This is a genomic window from Alsobacter sp. SYSU BS001988 (genome assembly GCF_054796215.1).
In genome coordinates this window covers 73,380-98,089 of record NZ_JBTAMK010000009.1, presented here as the reverse complement: position 1 = coordinate 98,089, position 24,710 = coordinate 73,380, and the positions used below count along the sequence as shown (strand labels likewise).

The 24,710-nt window shown below is 69.7% G+C and carries 24 protein-coding genes; 14 read left to right on the top strand and 10 right to left on the bottom strand.

Annotated features, from left to right (window positions below; genetic code table 11):
* Positions 1–6: 6 nt before the first annotated feature.
* From ACYVO7_RS16960 to ACYVO7_RS16895, 14 genes are all read left to right on the top strand, one after another.
* Entirely contained in the window at positions 7–1,056 is a 1,050-nt protein-coding gene (locus tag ACYVO7_RS16960; RefSeq protein WP_460450984.1) for an ABC transporter ATP-binding protein, read from the top strand.
* Complete coding sequence (locus ACYVO7_RS16955) at positions 1,053–1,913, top strand: ABC transporter permease (RefSeq protein WP_460450983.1); 861 nt, start codon at positions 1,053–1,055, stop codon at positions 1,911–1,913. The genes ACYVO7_RS16960 and ACYVO7_RS16955 overlap by 4 nt, the downstream gene beginning before the upstream one ends.
* A complete protein-coding gene (locus ACYVO7_RS16950; protein ID WP_460450982.1) occupies positions 1,910–2,710 on the top strand; it encodes an ABC transporter permease in 801 nt (266 codons plus the stop codon). Before ACYVO7_RS16955 ends, ACYVO7_RS16950 begins: the two co-directional genes overlap by 4 nt.
* A 6-nt stretch (positions 2,711–2,716) precedes the next feature.
* The gene (locus ACYVO7_RS16945; RefSeq protein ID WP_460450981.1) at positions 2,717–3,853 is read left to right on the top strand and encodes an NAD(P)/FAD-dependent oxidoreductase; all 1,137 of its coding nucleotides are present in this window, start codon (positions 2,717–2,719) and stop codon (positions 3,851–3,853) included.
* Positions 3,834–4,172 carry a (2Fe-2S)-binding protein gene (locus tag ACYVO7_RS16940; RefSeq protein ID WP_460450980.1) on the top strand — a complete coding sequence of 113 codons (339 nt, stop codon included), beginning with the start codon at positions 3,834–3,836 and terminating at the stop codon, positions 4,170–4,172. The genes ACYVO7_RS16945 and ACYVO7_RS16940 overlap by 20 nt, the downstream gene beginning before the upstream one ends.
* Positions 4,169–5,626, top strand: coding sequence for an FAD/NAD(P)-dependent oxidoreductase (locus tag ACYVO7_RS16935; RefSeq protein WP_460450979.1), 1,458 nt, complete (start codon positions 4,169–4,171; stop codon positions 5,624–5,626). The genes ACYVO7_RS16940 and ACYVO7_RS16935 overlap by 4 nt, the downstream gene beginning before the upstream one ends.
* The gene (locus tag ACYVO7_RS16930; protein ID WP_460450978.1) at positions 5,623–6,738 is read left to right on the top strand and encodes an NAD(P)/FAD-dependent oxidoreductase; all 1,116 of its coding nucleotides are present in this window, start codon (positions 5,623–5,625) and stop codon (positions 6,736–6,738) included. The genes ACYVO7_RS16935 and ACYVO7_RS16930 overlap by 4 nt, the downstream gene beginning before the upstream one ends.
* A 27-nt stretch (positions 6,739–6,765) precedes the next feature.
* Positions 6,766–7,116, top strand: a complete 351-nt coding sequence (locus ACYVO7_RS16925; RefSeq protein WP_460450977.1) for a RidA family protein — start codon at positions 6,766–6,768, stop codon at positions 7,114–7,116.
* 165 nt (positions 7,117–7,281) lie between these two features.
* Positions 7,282–8,886, top strand: coding sequence for an ABC transporter substrate-binding protein (locus tag ACYVO7_RS16920; RefSeq protein ID WP_460450976.1), 1,605 nt, complete (start codon positions 7,282–7,284; stop codon positions 8,884–8,886).
* 85 nt (positions 8,887–8,971) lie between these two features.
* Complete coding sequence (locus ACYVO7_RS16915) at positions 8,972–9,925, top strand: ABC transporter permease (RefSeq protein WP_460450975.1); 954 nt, start codon at positions 8,972–8,974, stop codon at positions 9,923–9,925.
* 2 nt (positions 9,926–9,927) lie between these two features.
* Entirely contained in the window at positions 9,928–10,818 is an 891-nt protein-coding gene (locus tag ACYVO7_RS16910; protein WP_460450974.1) for an ABC transporter permease, read from the top strand.
* Entirely contained in the window at positions 10,815–11,870 is a 1,056-nt protein-coding gene (locus tag ACYVO7_RS16905; RefSeq protein ID WP_460450973.1) for an ABC transporter ATP-binding protein, read from the top strand. The genes ACYVO7_RS16910 and ACYVO7_RS16905 overlap by 4 nt, the downstream gene beginning before the upstream one ends.
* Positions 11,867–12,838, top strand: a complete 972-nt coding sequence (locus ACYVO7_RS16900) for an ABC transporter ATP-binding protein (RefSeq protein ID WP_460450972.1) — start codon at positions 11,867–11,869, stop codon at positions 12,836–12,838. The genes ACYVO7_RS16905 and ACYVO7_RS16900 overlap by 4 nt, the downstream gene beginning before the upstream one ends.
* Complete coding sequence (locus tag ACYVO7_RS16895) at positions 12,835–13,509, top strand: aspartate/glutamate racemase family protein (protein ID WP_460450971.1); 675 nt, start codon at positions 12,835–12,837, stop codon at positions 13,507–13,509. Before ACYVO7_RS16900 ends, ACYVO7_RS16895 begins: the two co-directional genes overlap by 4 nt.
* Here the strand turns inward: ACYVO7_RS16895 and lpxB are convergent.
* From lpxB to ACYVO7_RS16845, 10 genes are all read right to left on the bottom strand, one after another.
* Complete coding sequence (gene lpxB / locus ACYVO7_RS16890) at positions 13,506–14,681, bottom strand: lipid-A-disaccharide synthase (RefSeq protein WP_460450970.1); 1,176 nt, start codon at positions 14,679–14,681, stop codon at positions 13,506–13,508. The genes ACYVO7_RS16895 and lpxB overlap by 4 nt on opposite strands.
* Complete coding sequence (locus tag ACYVO7_RS16885) at positions 14,678–15,520, bottom strand: LpxI family protein (RefSeq protein WP_460450969.1); 843 nt, start codon at positions 15,518–15,520, stop codon at positions 14,678–14,680. The genes lpxB and ACYVO7_RS16885 overlap by 4 nt, the downstream gene beginning before the upstream one ends.
* Before the next feature lie 2 nt (positions 15,521–15,522).
* A complete protein-coding gene (lpxA, locus tag ACYVO7_RS16880) occupies positions 15,523–16,332 on the bottom strand; it encodes an acyl-ACP--UDP-N-acetylglucosamine O-acyltransferase (RefSeq protein WP_460450968.1) in 810 nt (269 codons plus the stop codon).
* A complete protein-coding gene (fabZ, locus tag ACYVO7_RS16875; protein WP_460450967.1) occupies positions 16,329–16,793 on the bottom strand; it encodes a 3-hydroxyacyl-ACP dehydratase FabZ in 465 nt (154 codons plus the stop codon). Before fabZ ends, lpxA begins: the two co-directional genes overlap by 4 nt.
* 51 nt (positions 16,794–16,844) lie before the next feature.
* Positions 16,845–17,915, bottom strand: coding sequence for a UDP-3-O-(3-hydroxymyristoyl)glucosamine N-acyltransferase (gene lpxD / locus ACYVO7_RS16870; RefSeq protein ID WP_460450966.1), 1,071 nt, complete (start codon positions 17,913–17,915; stop codon positions 16,845–16,847).
* A 52-nt stretch (positions 17,916–17,967) separates the two neighbouring features.
* On the bottom strand, positions 17,968–20,382 hold the full coding sequence (bamA, locus tag ACYVO7_RS16865; protein WP_460450965.1) for an outer membrane protein assembly factor BamA: 2,415 nt from the start codon (positions 20,380–20,382) through the stop codon (positions 17,968–17,970).
* Positions 20,383–20,630: 248 nt separating this feature from the next.
* Complete coding sequence (rseP, locus tag ACYVO7_RS16860; protein ID WP_460450964.1) at positions 20,631–21,779, bottom strand: RIP metalloprotease RseP; 1,149 nt, start codon at positions 21,777–21,779, stop codon at positions 20,631–20,633.
* Positions 21,780–21,882: 103 nt separating this feature from the next.
* A complete protein-coding gene (gene dxr, locus ACYVO7_RS16855; RefSeq protein WP_460450963.1) occupies positions 21,883–23,064 on the bottom strand; it encodes a 1-deoxy-D-xylulose-5-phosphate reductoisomerase in 1,182 nt (393 codons plus the stop codon).
* Between the two features lies 1 nt (position 23,065).
* Positions 23,066–23,917, bottom strand: coding sequence for a phosphatidate cytidylyltransferase (locus tag ACYVO7_RS16850; RefSeq protein ID WP_460450962.1), 852 nt, complete (start codon positions 23,915–23,917; stop codon positions 23,066–23,068).
* Positions 23,914–24,687 (bottom strand): isoprenyl transferase, encoded by a 774-nt coding sequence (locus tag ACYVO7_RS16845; RefSeq protein ID WP_460451060.1) that lies wholly within the window; start codon positions 24,685–24,687, stop codon positions 23,914–23,916. The genes ACYVO7_RS16850 and ACYVO7_RS16845 overlap by 4 nt, the downstream gene beginning before the upstream one ends.
* Positions 24,688–24,710 lie beyond the last annotated feature (23 nt).

The following is a 24,710-nucleotide window of genomic DNA, read 5'->3' as shown; positions in this document are numbered from 1 at the left end:
CCCCGCATGGCCTATATCTCCCTTGAGGGACTGACCAAGCGCTACGGCGACCATGTCGCTGTGGAGGCGCTCGAACTTGCGGTCGACAAGGGGGAGTTCATCTCGCTCCTGGGCCCGTCGGGTTGCGGCAAGACCACCACTTTGCAGATGATCGCCGGCTTCGTGGAGCCGACGGCCGGCCGCGTCATGCTCGACGGGGCCGAACTGAACAAGGTGAAGCCCAACCGGCGCGGGCTTGGAATCGTGTTCCAGAGCTACGCGCTCTTCCCGCACATGACGGCGGCCGAAAACGTCGCCTTCGGCCTGGAGATGCGCGACGTCAGCCGCGCCGAGCGCGACCGACGGGTGGCCGAGGCGCTGGCCCTGGTCGGCCTCGCCGGCTATGCGGACCGCTACCCCAAGCGGATGTCCGGCGGCCAGCAGCAGCGCGTGGCGCTGGCGCGCGCGCTGGTGATCAAGCCCTCGATCCTGCTGCTGGACGAGCCGCTGTCCAATCTGGACGCCAAGCTTCGCGAGGAGATGCAGATCGAGCTGCGCTCCATCCAGCGGATCAGCGGCGCCACCACCATCCTGGTCACGCACGACCAGTCCGAAGCCATGGCGCTTTCGGACCGCATCGTGGTGATGAACAAGGGCCGGGTGGAGCAGGTCGCGCGGCCCGACGACGCCTATGCCCGCCCGGCCTCCGCCTTCGTGGCGAACTTCCTGGGCAAGACCAATCTGTTGGCCGGCGCCGTCGCGCGGGGCGCCGACGGGCCCGTCATCACGGTGGGCGGCTTCAGGGCGCCGGCTCCCGCCGGCGCCGCGCCCGGGCCTCACACCATCGCGGTGCGGCCGGAGCGCCTGTCGCTCACCTCCGGACCTGGCATCTCCGGGACGGTGAAGATCCGGGTCTTCCAGGGCCTGCACTGGCTCCTGCAGATCGACACCGAAGCCGGCCCCGTGACGCTCGTGCGGCCCAATGACGGATCGCCGGTTCCGGCCGAGGGCCAGCGCGTCACGCTCACCTTCGCCGCCGGGGACGCGGCGATCCTTCCGGCCGGAGGCGCGTCGTGAAGGAGCGGGCGCCTCTCACGCCTTACTGGCTGGCCGGACCCACCGCCCTTGTCTTTCTCGGCCTGGTGCTGATTCCGCTCGCCATGACGGTGCTGCTCTCCTTCTACGACTGGGGGCAGTACAAGGGCATCGTGCCGGAGTTCACGCTGAAGAACTGGCGCGAAATGACGGCCGACGACTATTTCCTCCAGGTCTTCCTTCGCACCTTCCGCATCGCGATCCTGGTCACGCTGGCGTCGATCGCGATCGGGGTGCCGGAGGCCTATGTGCTGAACCGCATGAGCCCCGGCTGGCGCAGCGTGTCGCTGCTGGCGATCCTCGGTCCGCTGCTGGTCTCGGTCGTGGCGCGGACGCTGGGCTGGGCGCTGCTGTTCGGCTCGACCGGCGTCGTGAACCAGGGGCTCATGAGGATCGGCGCGATCAGCGCGCCCCTGCCTTTCATGTTCACCGAGACCGGCGTGGTGGTGACGCTCACCCACGTCCTGGCGCCGTTCATGGTGCTGGCGGTCTGGGCGGCGCTGCAGCGCCTCGATCCGCAGGTTGAGAACGCGGCCGGTTCGCTGGGCGCCTCGACGCTGACGACGTGGCGGCGCGTGGTCCTGCCGCAGATCGTCCCCGGAATCCTGTCCGGCTCGGTGATCGTCTTCGCCCTGGCGGCGAGCGCCTTCGCGTCCCCGGCCATCATCGGCGGCCGTCGCCTCAAGGTGGCGGCGACGCTGGCCTATGACGAGTTCCTCAACACGCTGAACTGGCCGCTCGGCGCCGCGGTGGCGACGCTCCTGCTCGTGGCGCTCGTGGCCATCATCGTGGGCTCCAACCGGCTGATCGAACGCCGCTATGCGCAGGTGTTCGAATGACCCGCAACGGTCCCCTCGCGGTCGCCTTCCACCTCGCCTTCGTGACCTTCATGCTGGCGCCGCTCGCCATCGTGTGCGCCGTCGCCTTCACGCCGGAAGGCTATCTGTCGCTGCCCACGAATGGCTTCAGCCTGCGCTGGTTCCGGCAGATCCTGGCCTATCCGGAGTTCCTGCGCGCGTTCTGGTCGAGCCTGTGGCTGGCGGCGCTGTCCTCGACCATCGCGATCATGCTGTCCGTCCCGGCGGCCCTGGCCATCGCGCGCTACCGCTTTCCGGGCCGGGAGGCCCTGACGGCGCTGTTCCTGTCGCCGCTGATGGTGCCGCACGTGGTGCTCGGCATCGCCTTCCTGCGCTTTTTCACGCAGGTCGGGCTGGCCGGCTCCTTCACAGGGCTGGCGCTCAGCCACGTGATCGTCGTCATCCCCTTCGCGCTGCGCCTCGTTCTGGCGGCCTCCTACGGGATCGACGCCCGCATCGAACATGCGGCGGTCTCGCTCGGCGCCGGTCCGGCCACGGTGTTCCGCCGCGTCACGCTGCCCCTGATCCTGCCCGGCGTCGTCTCCGGGTGGATGCTGGCCTTCATCAACTCGTTCGACGAAGTCACGATGACGGTCTTCGTCGCCTCTCCCGCCACGGTCACGCTGCCCGTGCGCATGTTCCTCTACATCCAGGACAACATCGACCCGCTGATCGCCTCGGTCTCGGCCTGCCTCATCGCCCTCACCGCGCTGATGCTGCTCGCGCTGGACCGTATCTTCGGGCTCGATCGCCTGTTCGTCGGAGCCGGAAAGGGCTGACCTCCCGTGTCGCAAGCAAGCACATCTAAGCCTGAGCCCGACGTCGTCGTCGTCGGCGGCGGCCTCGTCGGCGGGGCCATGGCGTTCGGTCTGGCGCGCGCCGGCGCGCGGGTCTGCGTCCTGGACGAAGGAGACGTCGCCTTCCGGGCGTCGCGGGGCAATTTCGCGCTCGTGTGGGTGCAGTCCAAGGGCATGGGCATGCCCGAATACGCCGCCTGGTCGAAGCGCTCGGCGGATGGCTGGCGTGACCTCGCCCGGATCCTGCAGGAGGAGACCGGGATCGACGTGGCCCACAGCCAGCCGGGCGGCTTCACGCTGTGCCTCTCGGAGGCGGAGCTGCAGCAGCGGGTCGACGGCATGACGCGGCTGCACAACCAGATCAACATGGTCGAATACGGCTACGAGGTGCTCGACCACGCCGAGACGAAGCGCCGGCTGCCCGACATCGGCAAGGATGTGGCGGGCTCCATCTACAGCCCTGTCGACGGCCACGTGAACTCGCTGCGGCTGTTTCGCGCCCTTCACGAGGCCATGCAACGGCGCGGCGTGGACTACAGGCCCGGCCGCCCGGTCGACCGCATCACGGCCGTGGCGGGCGGCTTTCGCGTCGCCGGGCCCTGGGGCGAGGTCCAGGCGCCCAGGATCGTGCTGGCCGCCGGCCTCGACAACGCCCGGCTGGCCCCCATGGTGGGGCTGCATGCGCCGGTGAGGCCCAGCAAGGGGCAGGTGATCGTCACCGAGAAGACCGCGCCCTTCCTGCACCATCCGATGGTCACCGTCCGCCAGACGGACGAGGGCGGCGTCATGATCGGCGACAGCCAGGAAGACCTCGGATTCGACACCGTCGTGACCCAGCCGGTCGTGTCCCTCATGGCCGAGCGCGCCGTCCGGATGTTCCCACGCCTGGCGGGCCTCAACGTCGTGCGGACATGGTCGGCGCTACGCGTCATGAGCCCGGACGGTTTCCCGATCTACGAACAGTCGACGGCCCATCCCGGCGCCTTCGTCACCACCTGCCATTCGGGCGTCACGCTCGCCGCCAACCACGTCCTGACGCTGGCGCCGGCCATTCTGGCCGGAGCCTTGCCCGAGGCCGTCAGGCCCTTCACCGCACGGAGATTCCATGTTCCGGCCCATGCGTGATTCCGGCGCGCCCGCGGGCGCTCCCTTGCGTTTCACCTTCGACGGCGCGCCGATGACGGCGCGCGCCGGCGACACGGTCGCGGCGGCGCTGCTGTGCAACGGCGTGGCGGTGAACCGCCAGACCCCCGTGTCCGGGGCGCCCCGCGGCCCCTATTGCATGATGGGCGTCTGCTTCGAGTGCCTTGTCGTCATCGACGGGGTCGGCAACCGGCAGGGCTGCCTCGTCCCGCTCGCCGACGGAATGAACATCGAGACCCAGCGGGGACCCCGCCAGGCCGAGGCGCCCGACGAGGCCCGCGGCGCGGAGATCGGCGCATGAACCGCATCGGCGACGTCTCCGCTCTCCAGGACCATTACGACCTCGTCGTGGTCGGCGCGGGCCCGGCCGGCCTCGCCGCCGCCGCCTCGGCCAGCGATCTCGGCCTTTCGGCCCTACTGGCCGACGAGAACCCGGCCCCCGGCGGCCAGATCTATCGCGGAGTCACCACCACGCCCGTGCAACGCCGCGAGGTGCTGGGCGATGACTACTGGCGCGGCCGGGACGTGGTCGACCGGTTCGAGCGCAGCGCGGCGGACTACGCCCCCGGGGCCACCGTCTGGACCGTCGGCAGGACGGATCTCCCCTCCGGCGAGGGCTTCGAGATCGGCGTCTCGGCCGGAGGCCAGGCGCGCCTCGTGGATGCGCGCAACGTGATCCTGGCGACCGGCGCGCTGGAGCGCCCGATGCCGATCCCGGGCTGGACCCTTCCTGGCGTCATGACGGCCGGCGCGGCGCAGATCGCGCGCAAGACCTCCGGCATCGTCCCGGACGGCCGGGTCGTGCTGGCGGGCTGCGGCCCCCTGCTCTACCTGCTCGCGTCGCAGTTGCAGGCCGCCGGGGCCGACATCGTGGCCGTGCTGGACACGACCGAGCGGGCCAACATTTTGGCCGCGGCCGGCGCGCTGCCGGACTTCCTCCTGTCGCCTTATCTGGCGAAGGGCCTCAAGCTGATGCTGACGGCCCGCCGCAGGCTGCGGTTCCTCGGCGGCGTCACTGGCCTGCGCGCCGAGGGCGAAGGCCGCGTCCGGCAGGTCGTCGCCGAGCGCGGCGGCGCCCGCGAGATTATCCCCTGCGACGTGCTGCTGCTGCACCAGGGCGTGATCCCCAACGTCAATATGACGAGCGCCGTCGGCTGCGAGCAGGCCTGGGACGCGCAGCAGCATTGCTGGACGCCGAAGCTGGACGACTGGTTCGGGGCCAGCGTGCCGGGCGTGTCGATCGCCGGCGACGGAGCGGGCGTCGGCGGGGCCGAGAGCGCCGCCCTGCGCGGCGAGATCGCGGCCTATGAGGCCGCGCGCCGGATCGGCCGCATCGACCAGGGCGAGCGGGACCGGCGCGCTGCGCCGGTGCGGGCGGCGCTCGCGAAGGCGATGCGCGGCCGACGCTTCCTGGACGTCCTCTACCGGCCCGCGGCGGCGTTCCTCGCGCCCAAGGACGCCGACACGATCGTGTGCCGGTGCGAGGAGGTCACGGCCGGCCAGCTGCGCGAGGCGACGCGCACGCTGGGCGTTCAGGGCCCCAACCAGATGAAGTCCTTCCTGCGCTGCGGCATGGGGCCCTGCCAGGGCCGCCTGTGCGGGCCGACGGTGACGGAGATCATCGCGCAGGAGCGCGGCGCATCGCCGGCGGAGGTCGGCTACTACCGCCTGCGGCCGCCCGTGAAGCCGGTGACGCTGGGCGAGCTCGCCAATCTGCCCAAGTCCGACGCCGCCGTGAAGGCGGTCTGCCGGTGAGCCGGACCACCGCCGACGTCGTCATCGTCGGCGCGGGCATCCACGGGTGCTCCACCGCGCTGCACTGTGCGCTGCGCGGCATGAAGGTCGTGCTCCTGGAGAAGGATCACGCCGGCCGCCACGCCTCGGGCGTCAACGCCGGCGGGGTCCGCCAGCTGGCCCGGCACGTGGCCGAGATCCCACTTTCCCTGCACTCGATGGCGATCTGGCGTCGCGTGGCGGACCTCGTGGACGACGACTGCGGCTTCGTCAGCGACGGGCAAGTGCTGGTCGCCGAGACCGAGGAGGAGCTCGCCGTCTTCCGCAAGCGGGTCGAAGACCTCAGGCTGCGCGGCTTCACGCATGAGGAGATGATTGACGGCGGCGAGCTGCGCCGGCTGGCTCCCGCGATCTCCGAGAGCTGCCCGGGCGGCGTGGTGTCCCGCCAGGACGGCGCGGCCATCCCGTTCCGCGCCACCCAGGCGTTCAAACGCAAGGCTGTGTCGCTCGGCGTGGACCTGCGCGAAGGCGTCCGGGTGACAAGCGTGAGGGCGGACGGCCCGCGATGGATCGTCGAGACCTCGGACGGCGCCGTCCTCGCCCCGAAGGTGGTCAACGCGGCGGGCGCCTGGGCCGGCCGCCTCGCCGAAAGCCTCGGCGAGCCCGTGCCGGTCGAGGCGATCGCCCCGATGCTGATGATCACCGGACGGGTCGAGCCCTTCATCCGGCCCGTCGTCATCCTGCGAGGCCGCAAGCTGTCCTTCAAGCAGTTCGCCAACGGCACGGTGCTGATCGGCGGCGGGCATCTCGGGCGGGCGTTCCCCGACGAGAACCGCACGGAGCTCGACTGGACGAAGCTGGCGCAAAGCGCCAGGACCGTCTGGGAGCTGTTCCCCATCATGCGCTCGGCCGTGATCGTGCGGGCCTGGGCCGGCATCGAGGCGCGCATGAGCGACGATCTCCCGGTGTTCGGCCCGAGCGCCAGGCATGACGGCCTCTTCCACCAGTTCGGCTTCTCGGCGCATGGGTTCCAGCTCGGGCCCGGCGCGGGAGCCGTCATGGCCGAGCTGGTCGCCACCGGCTCGACCAAGGTTCCGATCGACGGCCTGCGCATCCAGCGCTTCCAGGCCTGACTCTCCCCCCCAGAAAGGACGCCATCCATGACCATCGCCCGTTCCATCCGCACGCCCATCATGCACCGGGTCGTGCAGGCCAACGGCCTCGTCTTCGTCGGCGGCACGATCGCCGACGACACGACCGCCTCCATGGCCGGCCAGACCGAGCAGATTCTGGCGAAGATCGACGGCTATCTCGCCGAAGCCGGGACGGACAAGACCAAGCTCGTCGCCGCCACGATCTTCGTCACGGATCTGACGAAGAAGAAGGAGATGGACGCCGCCTGGACCGCCTGGCTGGCGCCCGAGAACCTGCCCGTGCGCGCGACGGTGGGCGTCGCCGACCTCGGCGGCGGCGCGCTCATCGAGATCGTGGTCACGGCCGCCAAGGGCTGATCGATCCTTCCGCGTGACGGCGTTTGAAGCGTTCCCCCGGTCAGGACGCCTGTTTTGAAGGCGCCTGCCGGAGGCGACGCTTCGCGCGCCGCCCCGCCCGGCTCCCAGAGCTCTGGCCCGGATCTTGCGAATTGCGCGGTCTCAGATGGTTGGAGACCGCGACCCATGACACGATTGAAGCTGGCCGGACGCATCACGGCATTGGGCCTGTTCCTCGGCGTTTCGGGTCCCGCCCTGGCGCAGGGCACGCTGCGGATCGGCATGACCGCCTCCGACATCCCGCTCACCACCGGCCAGACCGACAATGGCGGCGAGGGACAGCGCTTCCTCGGGTTCACGGCCTATGACGCGCTGGTCAACTGGGACCTTAGCAGCGCCACCAAGGCGTCCGACCTCGTGCCCGGCCTGGCGACCTCATGGGCGGTCGACCCCGCCGACAAGACCAAGTGGGTCTTCAAGCTGCGCGACGGCGTGAAATTCCACGACGGCTCCGCGTTCACGGCCGACGCCGTCGTGTGGAACCTGGACAAGCTGCTTACAAAAGAGGCGCCGCAATTTGATCCGCGCCAGTCGGCGCAGGGCCGGTCGCGCATTCCGGCCGTGGCCTCCTACAAGGCGATCGACCCGCTGACGCTCGAAATCACGACGAAGACGCCCGACGCCACCCTGCCCTACCAGCTGGCCTGGATCATGATGTCGTCTCCCGCCAACTGGGAGAAGCAGGGCAAGAGCTGGGACGCGGTCGCGAAGGCGCCGTCCGGCACCGGCCCTTGGAAGATCGTCGCCTTCGTGCCGCGCGAGCGGGTCGAGATGGTTCCCAACGCGGAGTACTGGGACAAGGCGCGCGTGCCCAAGCTCGACAGGATGGTCCTGCTGCCGCTGCCGGAAGCGAACGCCCGCGTCGCCGCGCTTCGGTCGGGCCAGGTGGACTGGATCGAGGCGCCCCCGCCGGACGCCGTGCCGTCGCTGAAGCAGGCGAGCTTCACCATCGTGACGAACGCCTATCCGCATAACTGGACCTGGCACCTGTCGCGCGTCGAAGGTTCGCCCTGGAACGACGTCCGCGTGCGCAAGGCGGCCAATCTGGCCATCGACCGCGAGGGCCTGAAGGAGTTGCTGAGCGGCCTCATGATCCCGGCCGAAGGCTTCTTCCCGCCCGGCCACCAGTGGTTCGGCAAGCCGAGCTTCAAGCTCAGCCACGACGTGGCCGCCGCCAAGAAGCTGATGGCCGAGGCCGGCTACGGCCCCGACAAGCCGCTGAAGACCAAGATCCTCATCTCGGCCTCCGGATCCGGCCAGATGCAGCCGCTGCCGATGAACGAGTTCGTGCAGCAGAACCTGGCCGAGATCGGCATCAAGATCGACTTCGAAGTCGTCGAGTGGAACACGCTCATCAATATCTGGCGCGCCGGCGCCAAGCACGAGAGCGCCCGCGGCGCGACCGGGATGAACTACACCTACTTCATCCAGGACCCCTTCACCGGGCTCATCCGCCACCTGCAGTGCAATCTGGCGCCGCCGACCGGGACCAATTGGGGCTACTACTGCGACCCGGAGATGGACAAGCTCTTCGACCAGGTCCGCAACAGCTTCGACCCGAAGGAGCAGACCGCGATCCTGCAGAAGATCCACGAAAAATACGTCGACGACGCGCTCTTCCTCATGGTCACGCATGACGTGAACCCGCGCGCCATGAGCAAGAAGGTGCAAGGCTTCGTGCAGGCCCAGAACTGGTTCCAGGACTTCTCGCCGATCACGATGGCCAAGTAGCCGAGCCTCTCGCAAGACCCGGCGCCCGTCTCCGCACACTGTGGGTTCGGCGCCGGGGCCGCCCTGGCGTCCCCCGAGGCAACCGATGCTGCTTTATGCGATCAAGCGCGTGATCTACGTCATCCCGGTGGCGCTGGGCGTGAGCCTGGTGTGCTTCCTCCTGGTCCACATCACGCCCGGCGACCCGCTGACGGCCGTGTTGCCGGTCGACGCCACGGCCGAGCTGCAGGCGCAGATGCGCACCCTTTACGGCTTCGACAAGCCCCTGCCCGTCCAGTACGGCCTGTGGATCTCCCGCGTCGTCCTGGGAGATCTCGGCTCCTCCATCGCGACCGGCCGGCCGGTGGCGAGCGAAGTCCTCAATGCGGTGAAGAACTCCCTGGCGCTCGCCGCCGCCGCGACCTGCATCGGCTTCGTGTTCGGAACGCTGCTGGGCGTCGTCGCCGGCTATTTCCGCGGCGGCTGGATCGACCGGGTCGCATCGCTGGTCTCCGTGCTGGGCGTCAGCGTTCCGCATTACTGGCTCGGCATGGTGCTGGTGATCATCTTCTCCGTGCAGCTGGGATGGTTCCCGGCGACGGGCGGCGGCCCCGGGGGATCCGCCAGCCGCTCCTTCGATTGGGAGTATCTGCGGTTCCTGGTGCTCCCGGCCGTCACCATGTCGGTGATCCCGATGGGGATCATCGCCCGGACGGTCAAGGCGCTGGTGGGCGAGATCCTGAACCAGGAATTCGTCCAGGCGCTCACCGCCAAGGGCCTGACCGAACGCGGCGTGTTCCGGCACGTGATGAAGAACGCGGCGCCGACGGCCTTCGCCGTCATGGGCCTCCAGCTCGGCTATCTGCTGGGCGGCTCCATCCTGATCGAGACGGTGTTCTCCTGGCCGGGCACCGGCTTCCTCCTGAACGCCGCCATCTTCCAGCGCGACCTGCCTCTCCTGCAGGGCACCATCCTGGTCCTGGCCCTCTTCTTCGTGATGCTCAACCTGGCCGTGGACATCCTGCAGACCGCCATCGACCCCCGGGTGCAACGATCATGAGCATGAGCCTCGCCGCGGTCCCTTCCCCTACGGCGGCGGACGCCGTCATCCGCTCTCCCGGATATTGGAGCGGCGTCCTGCGCCGCCTGTCGCGCGATCCGGTCGCCATGGTGGCGCTGGCCGTGATCGTGGCGGTGGTGCTGATCGCGGTCTTCGCCCCGTATCTGGCGCCGGCGGACCCCTCCAAGGGCTCCATGCTGCGCCGGCTCAAGCCGATCGGCACGCCGGGCTATCCGCTCGGCGCCGACGAACTCGGCCGGGACATGCTGTCGCGCCTCATCTATGGCGGGCGCCTGTCGCTGCTGATGGGCGTGACGCCCGTGCCGGTCGCCTTCGTGATCGGATCCCTTCTCGGCATCGTGGCCGGCTTCGCGGGCGGGCTGACGAACACGCTGATCATGCGCACCGTCGACGTGTTCTACGCCTTTCCGTCGGTGCTCCTCGCCGTCGCCCTGTCCGGGGCGCTGGGCGCCGGCCTCACCAACGCGCTGGTGTCGCTGACGCTGGTCTTCGTGCCGCCCATCGCGCGCGTGGCGGAGAGCGTCACCACGCAGGTCCGCTCGCTGGACTACATCGATGCGGCCAGGGCGTCGGGCGCCCATGCGTGGACGATCATCCGCGTGCACGTCCTCGGCAACGTGCTCGGCCCCATCTTCGTCTACGCCACGAGCCTCGTCTCCGTGTCCATGATCCTGGCCTCGGGCCTCTCCTTCCTGGGACTCGGCGTCCGGCCGCCGGAGCCCGAATGGGGACTGATGCTGAACACCCTGCGGACGGCCATCTACAACCAGCCGCTCGTCGCGGCGCTGCCGGGCGGCATGATCTTCATCACCTCGATCGCCTTCAACATGGTCTCGGACGGCCTGCGCTCCGCCATGGACGTGAAATCATGAGCATGCCTGTCGACGGCGCTGACGGCCGCGACCGCGGCGGGCCCGCCCAGCCGCTGCTCTCGGTCAGCGGGCTGGTGAAGCACTTCCCGGTGAAGGGAAAGGGGCTGTTCGGGCGCGGCGCGCTGGTCCGCGCCGTGGACGACGTCAGCTTCGACATCCAGAAGGGCGAGACGCTCGGCGTCGTCGGCGAGAGCGGCTGTGGAAAGTCGACCACGGCGCGGTTGCTGATGCAGCTGATCCGCCCCGATCGGGGCGAGATGATCTTCGATGGCGAGAAGGTGGGCGCGGATCTCGACCTGACGGCCTATCGCCGGCAGGTCCAGATGGTGTTCCAGGACAGTTACGCCTCGCTCAACCCGCGCCTGACCAACGAGGACTCGGTCTCCTTCGGCCCGCGCGTGCACGGCGTGCCGGAGGATGCGGCCCGGCGGCGCGCGCACGACCTGCTGGCGCGGGTCGGCCTCGAGCCGGTCCGCTTCGCCGGTCGCTATCCTCATGAACTCTCCGGCGGCCAGCGGCAGCGCGTGAACATCGCCCGGGCGCTCGCCCTGGAGCCGCGGCTCGTGATCCTGGACGAGGCTGTGTCGGCGCTCGACAAGTCCGTCGAGGCGCAGGTGCTCAACCTGCTGCAGGACCTGAAGGCCGAGTTCGGCTTGACCTACGTCTTCATCTCGCACGACCTCAACGTCGTGCGCTTCATGGTCGACCGCGTCATGGTGATGTATCTGGGCAAGGTGGCCGAAATCGGGTCCGGCGACGCGGTGTTCAGCGCGCCCGCGCACCCCTACACGGCGGCGCTGCTCGCTTCCATGCCCAAGATGGACCCGGACGCCCGCACGCTGGAGGCGCCGCTCTCCGGCGATCCGCCCAACCCGATCGACCCGCCCAGCGGCTGCCGCTTCCACACGCGCTGCGGCTTCGCCGAGCCCGTCTGCTCTTCGACGCAGCCGCCCCTCGCGGCGATCGCAGGCTCCCAGGCCGCCGCCTGCCTGATGGCGCTCCCCGGTTCGGGCCATAGCCGTGCGCCCTCCCTGGCGGAGGCGGCCGCATGAGCCACGCCGTCGAGATCGAAAACCTCACCGTCACCTTCCAGAGCGGGCGCGGCGACGTCCGGGCCGTGGACGGCGTTTCGCTGGCCCTGCCGCAGGGCCAGGTCATGGCGCTGCTGGGCGAATCGGGCTCGGGCAAGAGCGTGACGCTCCGGTCGCTGTTGCGGCTGCACGCCCCGAAGCGGACGCGGGTCACCGGCGCGATCCGGGTCGCGGGCCGGGACGTGCTGGCCCTGTCTCGCGACGATCTCGCCGACTTTCGCGGCGGGACGGTCTCGATGATCTTCCAGGAGCCCATGCTGGCGCTGGATCCCGTCTACACGGTGGGCCAGCAGATCATCGAGGCGATCCGCCGGCACGAGGCGATCTCGACGGCGGACGCGCGGGCGCGCGCGCTGTCGCTGTTCGAGCGCGTGCGGATCCCCTCCCCGGACAGGCGCCTCGACGCCTATCCGCACGAGATGTCCGGCGGCATGCGCCAGCGCGCCATGATCGCCCTCGCTTTGGCGTGCCGGCCCAGCGTCCTCCTGGCCGACGAGCCCACGACGGCGCTCGACGCCACGGTCCAGATTCAGATCCTGCTTCTCCTGCGCGAGCTGCAGCGCGAGCTCGGCCTCAGCATCATCTTCGTCACGCACGATATCGGGGTCGCGGTGGAGATCGCCGACAGCATCTCGGTGATGTATGCGGGCCGCGTCGTCGAGAGCGGCTCGGTCAGGGACGTCATGCGCGCGCCGCGCCACCCCTATACGCGCGGGCTGCTTGCGTCCCGGGTGGAGCGGGCGGCCAAGGGCGACCGGCTCGACACCATCCCCGGCTCGCCGCCGGACCTGTCGGCGCTGCCGCCCGGCTGCGCCTTCGCGCCGCGCTGCGCTCTGGCGTCGCCGGACTGCCGGGCGGCGGTCCCTCCCCTGGCCGCCGTCGCCGCCGGACATGCGGCCGCCTGCATCCGGTCGGGCGAGCTCGTGTGAGGCCGAAGACGCTGCGGATCGTCCTGGTCAATCCGAACGCCAGCGCGGCGACGACCGCGGCCATGGCGGCGGTCGCCGTCGAGGCGGCCGGGGACGGCGTCGAGATCGTCGCGCTCACGGCGCCCCGCGGCCCGAACCTCATCACGACCGAGCGGGACCTCGCAGCCGCCGCCGCCGTGGTGGCCTCCATGCGGGACGCCATCGCGGCCCTGCGGCCGGACGCCGTGCTCGTCGCGGCCTTCGGCGACCCGGGTCGCGCCGCGCTGCAGGCGGCCCTGGCGCCCACGCCCGTGGTCGGGATCGGCGAGGCCGCCATGCTGGCCGCGTCGGCGCTCGGCCGTTACGCCATCGTGACGACCACGCCGGACCTGATGGCTTCCATCGACCTCATGAACGCATCGGGACCCTGGCCCGAGCGCTACGCCGGGACCGTGCTGACGCCGGGCGATCCCGCCCTGCTGATGAGCCGGCCGGACCAGCTGCTCGAAGCGCTCGAGCTCGCCTGCCGGGTGGCGGCGGATGGGAGCGTGCGCTCAGTCGTCATCGGCGGCGGACCGCTGGCGACCGCGGCGCGCGCCATCCGCGAGCGCGTGCCCGTCCCGATCGTCGAGCCCATCCCGGAAGCGGTGAGGCTCGCGATCCAGCGCGTCGAAGCCGGCCGGCCCGGCTAACGCCGGCTCGCCGCGACGACGTCGAGGATCACCTGCGCGGCGCGGCGGCTCGGCGCGTCGCCGTCCGGAAGGGTCATCAGCCCGTCGAGCCGGCCGAACGCCGCCTGCTGGGCCCTGCGGGCGTCGGTCTCGCCCAGCAGCGGCGCCAGCGCCTCGGCGAGCCGGTCCGGAGCGCTATCGCGCTGCAGCAGCTCCGGGACGGCGTTGTCTTCCAGGATGAGGTTCGGCAGCACGATCGAGGGCGCCTTGATGAGGTGCTTCAACTGCTCCTCGAGCCTGGACACCCGGTACGCCACGACCATCGGCACGCCGGACAGAGCGAGCTCCAGCGTCACGGTCCCGGAGGCCGCCAGGGCGGCCCGCGCGGTGCGGAACGCCTCGTATTTCGCTCGTTCGCCCAGCACGATCCGGGGCTGGAGCGGCCAGGCGGCGACGGCCGCCCTGATGGAGTCCGCCAGATGCGAGACGGCCGGCAGGACCGCCTCGAAGGCGAGACCCCGCTGCGCCAGGAGGGCCAGGGCCTCCCCGAAAGGCTCCAGCAGCCTTGCGATCTCGGAGCGCCGGCTGCCCGGCAGAACAAGCAGGATCGGGGGCGACTGCGCCCTGCGGGCGGCCTCCGCAGGCGTGGGCCGCAATTCGTCCAGGCGCTCGATCAGCGGATGGCCGACATAGGTGCAGTCCGGTCCGCCCAGGCGCCGATGCGCCTCGGGCTCGAAGGGCAGCAGGGCCAGCACGTGGTCCACATAGGCCCGCATGGCGCGGGCCCGGCCGGGGCGCCACGCCCAGACGCTGGGGCTGACATAGTCGACGACCGGCAGCCCCGGAGCCTTGCGCCTGACCCGCTTGGCCACCGCATGCGTGAAGTCCGGACTGTCGATGATGACCAGCACGTCAGGCCGCGCGGCCAGCACCGCGTCCACCGTCGCATGCACGCGCCGGACGATCGTCGGCAGGCGGGCGATCACCGGCACGATGCCCATCACGGCGATGTCGGCCAGCGGGAACAGGCTGTGCAGGCCCTCCGCCTCCATCGCCTCGCCGCCGACGCCGGAGAAGGCGACCCCGTCCGGGCCGAGCCGCTCCTTGAGGGCGCGCATGACCTTGAAGCCGAGCTGGTCGCCCGAGTGCTCCCCGACCACCATGGCGACTTTCAGGGGCGGCGTGTCGCTCATGTCCGTTGGCCCGCCACGAACAGCCCGGCCTTGTCGGCGGCCCGGACGACGCTGTCCCGATCCACGATGACGACGCCGCCCGCCGCCACGGCGACGCCCGACAGCGCGGCCTTGCTGAGCCGGGCGATGGTGCGCGGCCCGATGGCCGGCATGTCGACCCGCAGATCCTGCTCCGGCTTCGGCCGCTTCACGAGCACGCCGCCCTGGCCGTCGAGACGCACGCGCCTCGACCGCACCAGGCCGGCGACGCGATCCAGCATCGCGTCCGTGCCCTCCGGTCCTTCGACCGCGAGGACGCGGCCGCCGCTCACCACGACGCCCTGTCCGATGTCGAAGCGTCCCGTCGCGGCCAACAGCTCGAAGGCGAGCTCAATGTCGCGAAGGTGCCCGCTCTCCGGGACGGCGGCCGTGAGAACGCCCTCCGGCGCCAGCAGCGACGGGGCGATCTCCTGGGCGCCGACGACGCGGAACCCCGCGTCCTCCACCAGGGCGACGGCGCCGCGCAGGAGCCGGTCGTCCCCGCTGGAGAGCACGCGCGCCAGTTCCTCGCGGTTGCGGAAGGCCGAGTAGACGGAGGCGATGGCGGACGGCCCGGGCCGGGTGACGGAGCCGGCCAGCACGACGCAGTCGGGCCCGATCTCCTTCAGCAGCGAGAGAAGCCGGCTCGGATCCAGCATGTCGACGAGCGGCACGCGCTCTCCGTCGACGGATCTCGGTGAAAAGCCCCGCAGTCCGATCACCCGGACCGGCCTGCCCGCCTGCCGCGCCGCCCGGGCGACCTCGGCCGGGAAGGCGCCGCCTCCGGCCACGATCGCGACGGGCCGGCGCTGTTCGGCCACGGTCAGCCCTCGTGGGCGTCGCGCGGCGTACAGATGGACCGGCTTCCGCCCGCGCGGATGAAATCGAGGATCTCGTGCACGACCCCGTGGTCCTCGAAGCTGTTGGCCACGTCCTCCACCCGCTCCTGCAAGGTGCCTTCGTCGGCGAAGAGCAGGCGGTAAGCCTTGCGGATGTCGTGGATCGTCTCGCGCGAGAAGCCGCGGCGTTTCAGCCCGACGATGTTCAGGCCCGCGAGATGCGCCCGGTTTCCGAGCGCGATCCCGTAGGGGATGACGTCGTTCTCCACGCCGGACAGGCCGCCGATGAAGGCGTGAGCGCCGATGCGGCAATATTGGTGGACGGCCGCGCCGCCGCCGATGATGGCGAAGTCCTGCACCGTGCAGTGGCCGGCCAGCATGACATTGTTGGAGAAAATGACGTTGTCGCCGACCTTGCAGTCATGCGCCACGTGGGAGCCGGTGAGGAACACGCAGCGGTCGCCCACGACGGTCTGCAAGCCGCCTCCCTCGGTGCCGGGGTTCATGGTCACGCTCTCGCGGATCATGCAGTCGGACCCGATCACGAGCGTGGACGGCTCGCCGTGAAATTTGAGGTCCTGCGGCTGGTGGCCGATGGAGGCGAAGGGGAAGATGCGCGCCCGCGGGCCGATGGTGGTGCGGCCGGCGAGGACGACATGGCTGATGAGCTCCGAGCCGTCGCCCAGACGCACCTGCGAGCCGACCATGCAGAACGGGCCGATCCGGACGTCGGCGCCCAATTCCGCGCCGGGCTCGATGATGGCGGTCGGATGGATGTGGGCCATGGCGGTCACTCGGTGACCAGCATGGCGCTGAGTTCGGCTTCGCAGACCACCTTGCCGGCCACCTTGGCCTCGCCGCGATACCACCACATGTTGGCGCGCTGGCGCAGCTTGGACATGTGGTACTCGACGACGTCGCCGGGCTCCACGGGCTTGCGGAACTTCACCTTGTCGATAGTCATGAAGTAGACGAGCTTCGGCCGTGACGTCCCCAGCTTGGCGCTGACGCACAGGGCGCCGGCCGTCTGCGCCATGCCCTCGATCAGCATGACGCCCGGCATCACCGGTCGGGTCGGAAAGTGACCGGCGAATTGCGGTTCGTTGATCGTGACGTTCTTGATGCCGATGCAGCTTTCGTCGCCGTTCATCTCGACGATCCGGTCGACGAGGAGGAACGGATAGCGATGCGGCAGCAGGTCCATGACACGCATGATGTCTGCGGACCCCAGGGTCGTCGTCTCCGTCTCGGTCATCGGCAAAGCCTCGTCGTCATGGTCGGCGGCGACGCTCGTCGCCTCCGCGGATCAATCCCTGGGCTCAGCCGGCGGATCGACGGCCCCGCCCTTCGGCTTCGCAAGATTGCTGAGGACCGTCAACTCCCGGAACCACTGCCGGATCGGCCTCGCCGGCGTGCCGCCCCAGCGCGCGCCCGCAGGCACGTTCTCGGCGATGCTGCTGGAGCCGGCGATCTGGGCTCCCGCGCCGATATGGACGTGACCGACGACGCCGACCTGGCCGCCCAGCACGGCGAAGTCCCCCAGCGTCGTGCTGCCGGAGATGCCGACCTGCGCGACGATCACGCAGTGGCGGCCGATCACCACGTTGTGGCCGATCTGCACGAGGTTATCGATCTTGGTGCCCTCGCCCACGACGGTGTCGCGGTTGGCCCCGCGATCGATGGTCGTGTTGGCGCCGATCTCGACATCGTTCTGGACGATCACGCGCCCGATCTGCGGCACCTTGAGGTGCCCCTGCGGGCCCATGGCGAAGCCGAAGCCGTCCTGTCCGATCCGGACGCCGGCGTGGATGATCACGCGGTCGCCGATCAGGGCGTAGACGATGGAGGCGTTCGGGCCCACCGCGCCCTGGCGGCCGATACGGACCTGCGGACCGATCACCACATTGGCGCCGATCACCGTTCCGGCCCCGATCTCGGCGCCGGGCCCGATCACGGCGCCCGGGTCCACCGTGACGCCGGGCTCCAGGCGGGCCTCGGGGTGGACGAAGGCGCCGGGCGAGATTCCGTGGCCGCCAAAGGTCGATCCGGGACGCATGGCCTCGGGAAACAGCTTCGCCGTGACGAGCGCGCAGGCTCGGTAGGGCTGCGGCGTCACCAGGGCGACGCAGCCGGCCGGAACCTTGGCGGCGTATTTGGCGGCGACGAGGCAGGCGCGCGCGCGCGTCGTCTCCAGGTCGCCGACATAGCGGGGATTGTCGAGGAAGACGAGGTCGCCGGGCGAAGCGCTGTCCAGCGGCGAGACGGTCTCGATCGTCAAGGAGCCGTCCGCATCGGCGGGAAGGACCGCGCCGGTCAAGGCCGCGATGTCGGTCAGCGTGATCGCGGTCGCGAGCCGAAAGAAGACGGGGTCTGTCATCACATCTCCGACGGGCGGACTCCGGACCGCACTGGTCCGGAGCCGTCCGCCATCAGAAGCTGGTGCCGCCGGAGAAGCGGAAGATCTGGGTTCTGTCGTCCTTGGCCTTCGTGATCGGATAGGCCAAGTCGAAGCGGATCGGGCCGAGCGGCGATTGCCAGAGCAAGCTGCCGCCCACCGACGACCGGATCTGGTGATCGTCGATCACGTTGATCGTGGTCGGATAGCCCGCGACCGCGGTCGGCGGGATCAGGCCCGCGAAGTTGGTCTTGCCCTTGTAGCCGAACAGGGTGCCGGCGTCGGCGAAGACCGCGCCCTTGAAGCCCAGCTCGCGCGGCAGGCCGAAGATCGGGAACTGCACCTCGGCGGACCCGCCGAAATAGGTGGTGCCGCCCAGCGCGTTGTTCTTCGGATCCGACGCGTCGCGCGGGCCGATGCCCGACGGAGCGAAGCCGCGCACGAGGCTCGGGCCCAGGAAGAACTGGTCCGTGATGCGCAGGTCCTTGCCGAAGATGTTGCCGCCCTGGACCTTCAGCAGGCCGACGAAGTCGTCGGACAGCTCGCGATAGTAGCGGGCCTCGCCGGTGGTGCGAACCCAGCGCGAGTCGCCGCCGAGGCCGGCGAAGTCCTGCTTCACCTCGCCGTAGAAGCCCGAACGCGGATTCTTGTTGTTGTCCAGCGTGTTGTAGTTGACCGTGTATCCAACGGCCGAGGTCAGGTACGAACCGGCCGCCTCCTTCAAGGCCAGCGACGCCTCGCCATTCGCCAGGCAGTTGCCGGGATCGAGCGGGTTCAGCGAGTAGACCGGGTTGGTTAGGCCGGGGAGCGGATAGAAGCAGTCGTTGAACGGCTTGCTGTAGGTGTTCGGGATCTTGATCTTCTGCTGGTAGAGCGAATACCGGAACAGCACGCTGGTCTCTTCGGTCAGCGGCAGTCCGAGGCGGATGGTGCCGCCCGTCATGCGGTTCTCGTAGTAGGAGTACCGGGTGTTGTCGCTCTGCTTGGCGAAGAGATCGAAGCCGACCGCCATGCGGCGATCCAGGAAGTAAGGCTCGGTGAACGAGAACTCCACGCCCTTGGAGTACTGCCCGTTCGACACCGACGCCTTCACATACTGGCCGCGGCCCAGGAAGTTCGTCTCGGTGACCGAGAGCTCGGCGATGAAGCCGTCCGAGGTGGAATAGCCGCCCGAGATGGCGAAGGCGCCCGTGGGCTGATCCTCGACGTCCACGTTCACGATGACGCGGTCGGGAGTGGAGCCGGGCTCGTTCGAGATCCGGACCTTCTTGAAGTAGCCGAGATTGTTCAGGCGGCGTTCCGCCTTGTCCATCAGCACCTTGTTGTAGGCGTCGCCCTCGCCCACGTCGAACTCGCGGCGGACCACGTAGTCGCGCGTGCGGGTGTTTCCGCGGATGTTGATGCGCTCGATATAGACGCGGGGACCTTCCTCGACGACGTAGCTGAGGTTGATCGTGCCCGTGTTCGGGTCGCGGTCGCCGCGCGGACGAACCTGCGAGAAGGCGTAACCGCGGCTCGCGACCTCGGTGGTGATCGACTGAAGCGTCTTCTCGACGTCCTCGGCGTTGTAGACGTCGCCGGCCGAGGAGCGGACCAGCCGGCGCAGGCGCTCGGGATCCACGTCGGCGATCTTGGATTCGACGCCCACGGCGCCGACCCGGTACTGCTGGCCCTCGTCCACCGTCACGGTGATGCGATAGCCGCCCGCGGCCTGGTCGAACTGCACGTCGGTCCCGACCACGCGGAAATCGGCGTAGCCATGCTTCAGATAGAAGCGGCGCACGAGTTCGAGGTCGGACTGGATCTTGTCCGGGTCGTAGACGTCGGAGGTCTTCAGCCAGGAGAGGAAGTTGCTCTCCGTCGTGGTCATCTGGTCGCGCAGGCGGCCCGATCCATAGGCGCGGTTGCCCACGAACTCGATCGCCTTCACGCCGGTCTTGTCACCCTCGTTGATGGTGTAGACGACGTCGACGCGGCCATTGTCGAGCGGGACGATGCGCGAGGACACCGAGGCCAGGCTGCGTCCGCCGCGGCTGTAGATCTCCTTCAGGCGCTGCACGTCCGCATCGACGGTGGCCTGGCTGAACGGCCCGCGGGCCTTGGTCTGGACTTCCTGGGTGAGCGCGTCGCTCTTGAGCTTCTTGTTGCCTTCGAAGACGACGCGATTGACGACCTCGTTCTCGCGAACGGCGACCACCGTCTGCGATCCGCGCCGGGACACGTTCACGCTGGAGAAGAGGCCGGTCTGCATCAGGTCCTGGCGGGCCTGGTCCGGAGACTGGCCATTCACATAGGACCGGATGGTTTCCGCATCGACGCGGCGGTTGCCCTGAACCACGACGCTCTGCGCGAAGGCCGGAGCCCCCATCGCGACGACCAGGGCGATGCTCACCGCCGTCTGCTGGAGCGCGCGCGACCTGCGCCGCAATCCGCCAGTCTCGAAAGCCATCGAGTAACCCGCCCTTATTTCTTTTACCATTCCCGTCCGAACCCTCAGGGCCCGACCGGAATTCCCGAAGCTACCCGTCGCATCTACCAACTTTCGGCGGCGCTGCAAACGGTGAAAGCGCCCTTGCCGCCGAATCCAGGTTCGCGTGGCGATGATGACACTTAGCACATGGTTAATGAGCAATGGCCGCGCCCTCGCGGGCGCGGCCGAGCCGGTTTCGAGCGTGAAGCGAGGAGGTCCCGAGGCCGTCAGCCCCGCGAGCCGACGAGGTGCAGCACGTCGTTGAAGGTGGTGAAGAGCATCAGCATCACCACCAAGGCGAGGCCTACCCTGAAGCCGAATTCCTGCGTGCGTTCGCTGAGCGGACGGCCGCGGACCGCCTCAAAGGCGTAGAACATCAGGTGGCCGCCATCCAGCAGTGGCACGGGCACCAGGTTGATCAGGCCGATGGACACGGAGAGAATCGCCGCCAGGTTGAGGAGAGCCACGATGCCCGCCGTCGCCACCTGGCCCGAGACCTGCGCGATGCGAATCGGCCCCGATAGCTGGTCGGTGCTCTCGGTTCCGGCGAACAGCCCGCCGATATAGGCGCCGGTGCGGTCCACGATGAACCACGTCTCGCTGACGCCGCCGGCCAGGGACGCCGCGAAGCCCAGCGTCTGCACCTTCACGTCCGCGGGATCGCGGGAACCCTGGACGCCCAGGATGCCGAGCCGCTGCTTGCCGAAGGGCGTGGTGATCTCCTTCAGCTCGGGCGTGGCTCGAATGGTCAGCTCCTTGCCGCCGCGCTCGACCACGATGGCCAGGGTCGCGCCGGGCGAGGTGGAGATGAGGCGCTGCATGTCGCCGAAACTGTCGATCGGCCGTCCGTTGATGGACAGGACCAGATCGTTGTCGACCAGGCCCGCGCGCTGCGCGGCGCTGCCTTCCACCACCTGGAAGATGCGCGGGACCAGCACCTGGCGCCCATAGGCGAGGTTCATGACCGTGAACACCACGATCGCCAGGATGAAGTTGGCGAGCGGACCGGCCGCGACCACGGCCGCGCGCTTCCAGACCGGCTGGTAATGGAAGCTCACGGCCTTCTCGGCCGGCGTCATCTGGCGCAGGGCGGACCCGTCCGGGGTGCTCGCCGCGCCGGAATCGCCGAAGAACTTGACATATCCCCCCAGCGGGATGGCGCACAGCTTCCAGCGCGTGCCCCGGCCGTCGGTGTATCCCAGAAGCTCGGGGCCGAAGCCGATCGAGAAGGCCTGGACCTTGATGCCGCACCAGCGGCCCACGATGAAGTGGCCGAACTCATGAATGAAAATGACGATGACGAGGACGAAAAGGAACGGAACGATATAGCCGCCCAGGGACCCGGCCCATCCGGTCAGCGCCTCAATCAGATTCATGGGATAACCTCGAGATGGTCTTCGCCCGAACGATGGGCCCGACGCGGATCACCGTGAATGTATGCCGATCAGCGATCGGCGTCGCCAAATGGTGAATAGATGGTTAATACGTCGATTTCCAGGCTGTGGACATCACGGATGCGGTAGCGGCGCGCACCTCGGCGTCCAACGCCAGCGCGGCCTCGACGCTTTCGGTGACGCCCGATTCGCGCGCCTCGCCGAAGCGCTGCAGGATCGTCTCGGTGAGGATCGCCATGTCGCCGAACCGGATGGCGCCCGACAGGAACGCCTCTACGGCGATCTCGTTGGCGGCGTTCAGCACCGTCGGCGCCCCCGCCCCCGCCCGCAACGCTTCGGTCGCAAGCCTCAGGGCCGGGAACCGGACGAGGTCCGGCTCCTCGAAGTCGAGCCGCGCGATCGCGGCGAGGTCGAGACGTCGCGCGGACGTCCCCAGCCGGTCCGGAAAGCCGAGGCAATGCGCGATCGGGACGCGCATGTCCGGAACGGCCAGCCCGGCCACCACGGCTCCGTCGCTGAACGACACCAGCCCGTGCACGATCGACTGGGGATGGACCACGACCCCGAGAGCCTCGGGCGCCACGCCGAAAATATGATGCGCCTCAATAAGTTCCAGTCCCTTGTTCATCAAAGACGCTGAGTCGATCGTGATCTTGGCGCCCATGGACCAGTTGGGATGGGCGAGCGCCTCCTCGCGCCGGGCGACGGCGATCCGTTCGGCCGGCCAGGTCCGGAACGGGCCGCCCGACGCGGTCACGATCATCTGCTCGATCTCGTCCGGCCGATGCCGTCCCAGCGCCTGGAAGATGGCGTTGTGCTCGGAATCCATGGGCAGGAGGGTGGCGCCGGCCTCCCGCGCGTCGCGCATGAATGCGTACCCGGCGCAGACCAGCGATTCCTTGTTGGCGAGCGCCACCGTGCGCCCGGCCTGAACCGCGGCGTGCGTGGGCCTGACGCCGGCCGCTCCGACGATGGCGGCGACGACGATGTCGGCCGGCCGCAGGGCGGCCTCCATCACGGCCCCCTCGCCGGCCGCGGCGGCCACGCCGCTCCCGGCCAGGGCCTCGCGCAACGCGGGCAGCGCGGCCTCGTCCGAGATCGCCGCGAAACGGGCGCCGAGCCGGATCGCCATCTCGGCCAGGGCCGCCGCGTCGCGGCCTCCCGCGACCGCCTCGACCTCGAATCGATCGCGGTTGGAGCACAGGATGTCGGCGGTCGAGCGACCGATCGACCCCGTGGCCCCCAGGATGCTGACCCGCGTCGCCATTTCAGGCCGGCAGGCTGGCGTAGAGAAGAACGGCCAGCACGACGCTGACCGCCCAGAAAGAGTCGAGCCTGTCCATCACGCCCCCGTGCCCGGGGATGAGATGGCTGGAGTCCTTGGCGCCGAACCGGCGCTTCATGCTGGATTCGAAGAGATCGCCGCCCTGGGACAGGATGGCGGAGCCCAGGGTCAGGGCCACCAGGCCAAAGCCGCCGAAGGTCCAGCCCAGGCCGTAGGAGCTGCGCGCCACATGCACCACCGCCAGGCCCGCGAGCGTTCCGCCGGCGACGCCGCCGATGAAGCCGGACCACGTCTTCTTGGGGCTGACGCGCGGGCACAGCTTGGGACCGCCGACGGAGCGGCCGACGAAATAGGCGGCGATGTCGGTGATCCACACCACCGCGAACATCCAGAAGATAGCCACCACGCCGAAGGACGGGTCGCCCCTGAGGTCGATCGGCGCCACGGCCAGCACGGCTGCGTAGACGACCCCAGCGGCGGCCCAGCCGCGGCGCGAGGGCGCCAGGGCGGCGACGAGCAGCGCGCCTGCCAGGACCGCCGCCCAGGCCCGCGGCTCCGGGGCCTCGGAGACCTCCGCCATGGTCCCGGCGAAGGCGATCGCCAGTCCCCCGACCGTCCAGCAGACCGTCATCCGCGTTCCGCCGAGGCCGATCAGCGACAGCCATTCGCGCAGCACCAGGACCGCCGCCACGGTCCAGAACAGGCCGAAGCTCCAGCCGTCGATCCACGCCGTCCCGATCGCCAGGGCCGCCATGACGACGCCGGAGAGGACGCGCAGCGTGAGTTCCGACGGCCCTTTGGGCGGCTTGACCGCTTCGGGCGCGGGGTCGCTCAAGCGCTGGCTCCCACCCTGACGGACACGCCGCCGAAGCGGCGGTCGCGCGCGTGGAACTCGGCGATGGCGCTTTCGAGCGCCGCACGGTCGAAATCGGGCCAGAGCACCGGAGTGAAGACGAACTCCGAATAAGCGGCCTGCCACAGCAGGAAGTTGGAGAGCCTCACCTCGCCGGAGGTCCGGATCACGAGGTCCGGGTCCGGAACGCCGTGGGTGTAGAGCCGGGCGGAGAGCGCCTCGGGCGTGATCGCGGAGGCGTCGATCGCGCCGGCTGCGACGTCGCGCGCCAGGGCGGCGGCGGCCTCGGCGATCTCCTGGCGCGAGCCGTAGTTGAACGCGACCACGAGCGTCAGGCCGGCGTTGTCGCGCGTCAGGCTCTCGGCCTCGCTCAAAAGCGCCTTGATCTCCTCCGACAGCCCGTCGCGCGTGCCGGCGATCCTGACGCGGACCTGGTTGCGGTGGAGGTCGGCGAGGTCGTTGCGGATGAAGCGCTTCAGGAGCCCCATGAGGTCGCTGACCTCCTGGGCCGGGCGGCGCCAGTTCTCCGACGAGAAGCTGTAGACCGTGAGATAGCGGATCCCGAGGTCGATGGCGCTGCGCACCGTGCGGCGCAGGGCCTCGACGCCGCGGCGGTGCCCTTCGAACCGGGGTAGCCCGCGCGAAGCCGCCCAGCGGCCGTTCCCATCCATGATGATCGCCACATGGGCCGGCGCGCCGCCGCCCGCCTGGGAGGCGAGCGCTTCAGGACCCGGATTGCTGCTGGGCGCCATGGGGCTGATGCTCATGCCGGCCG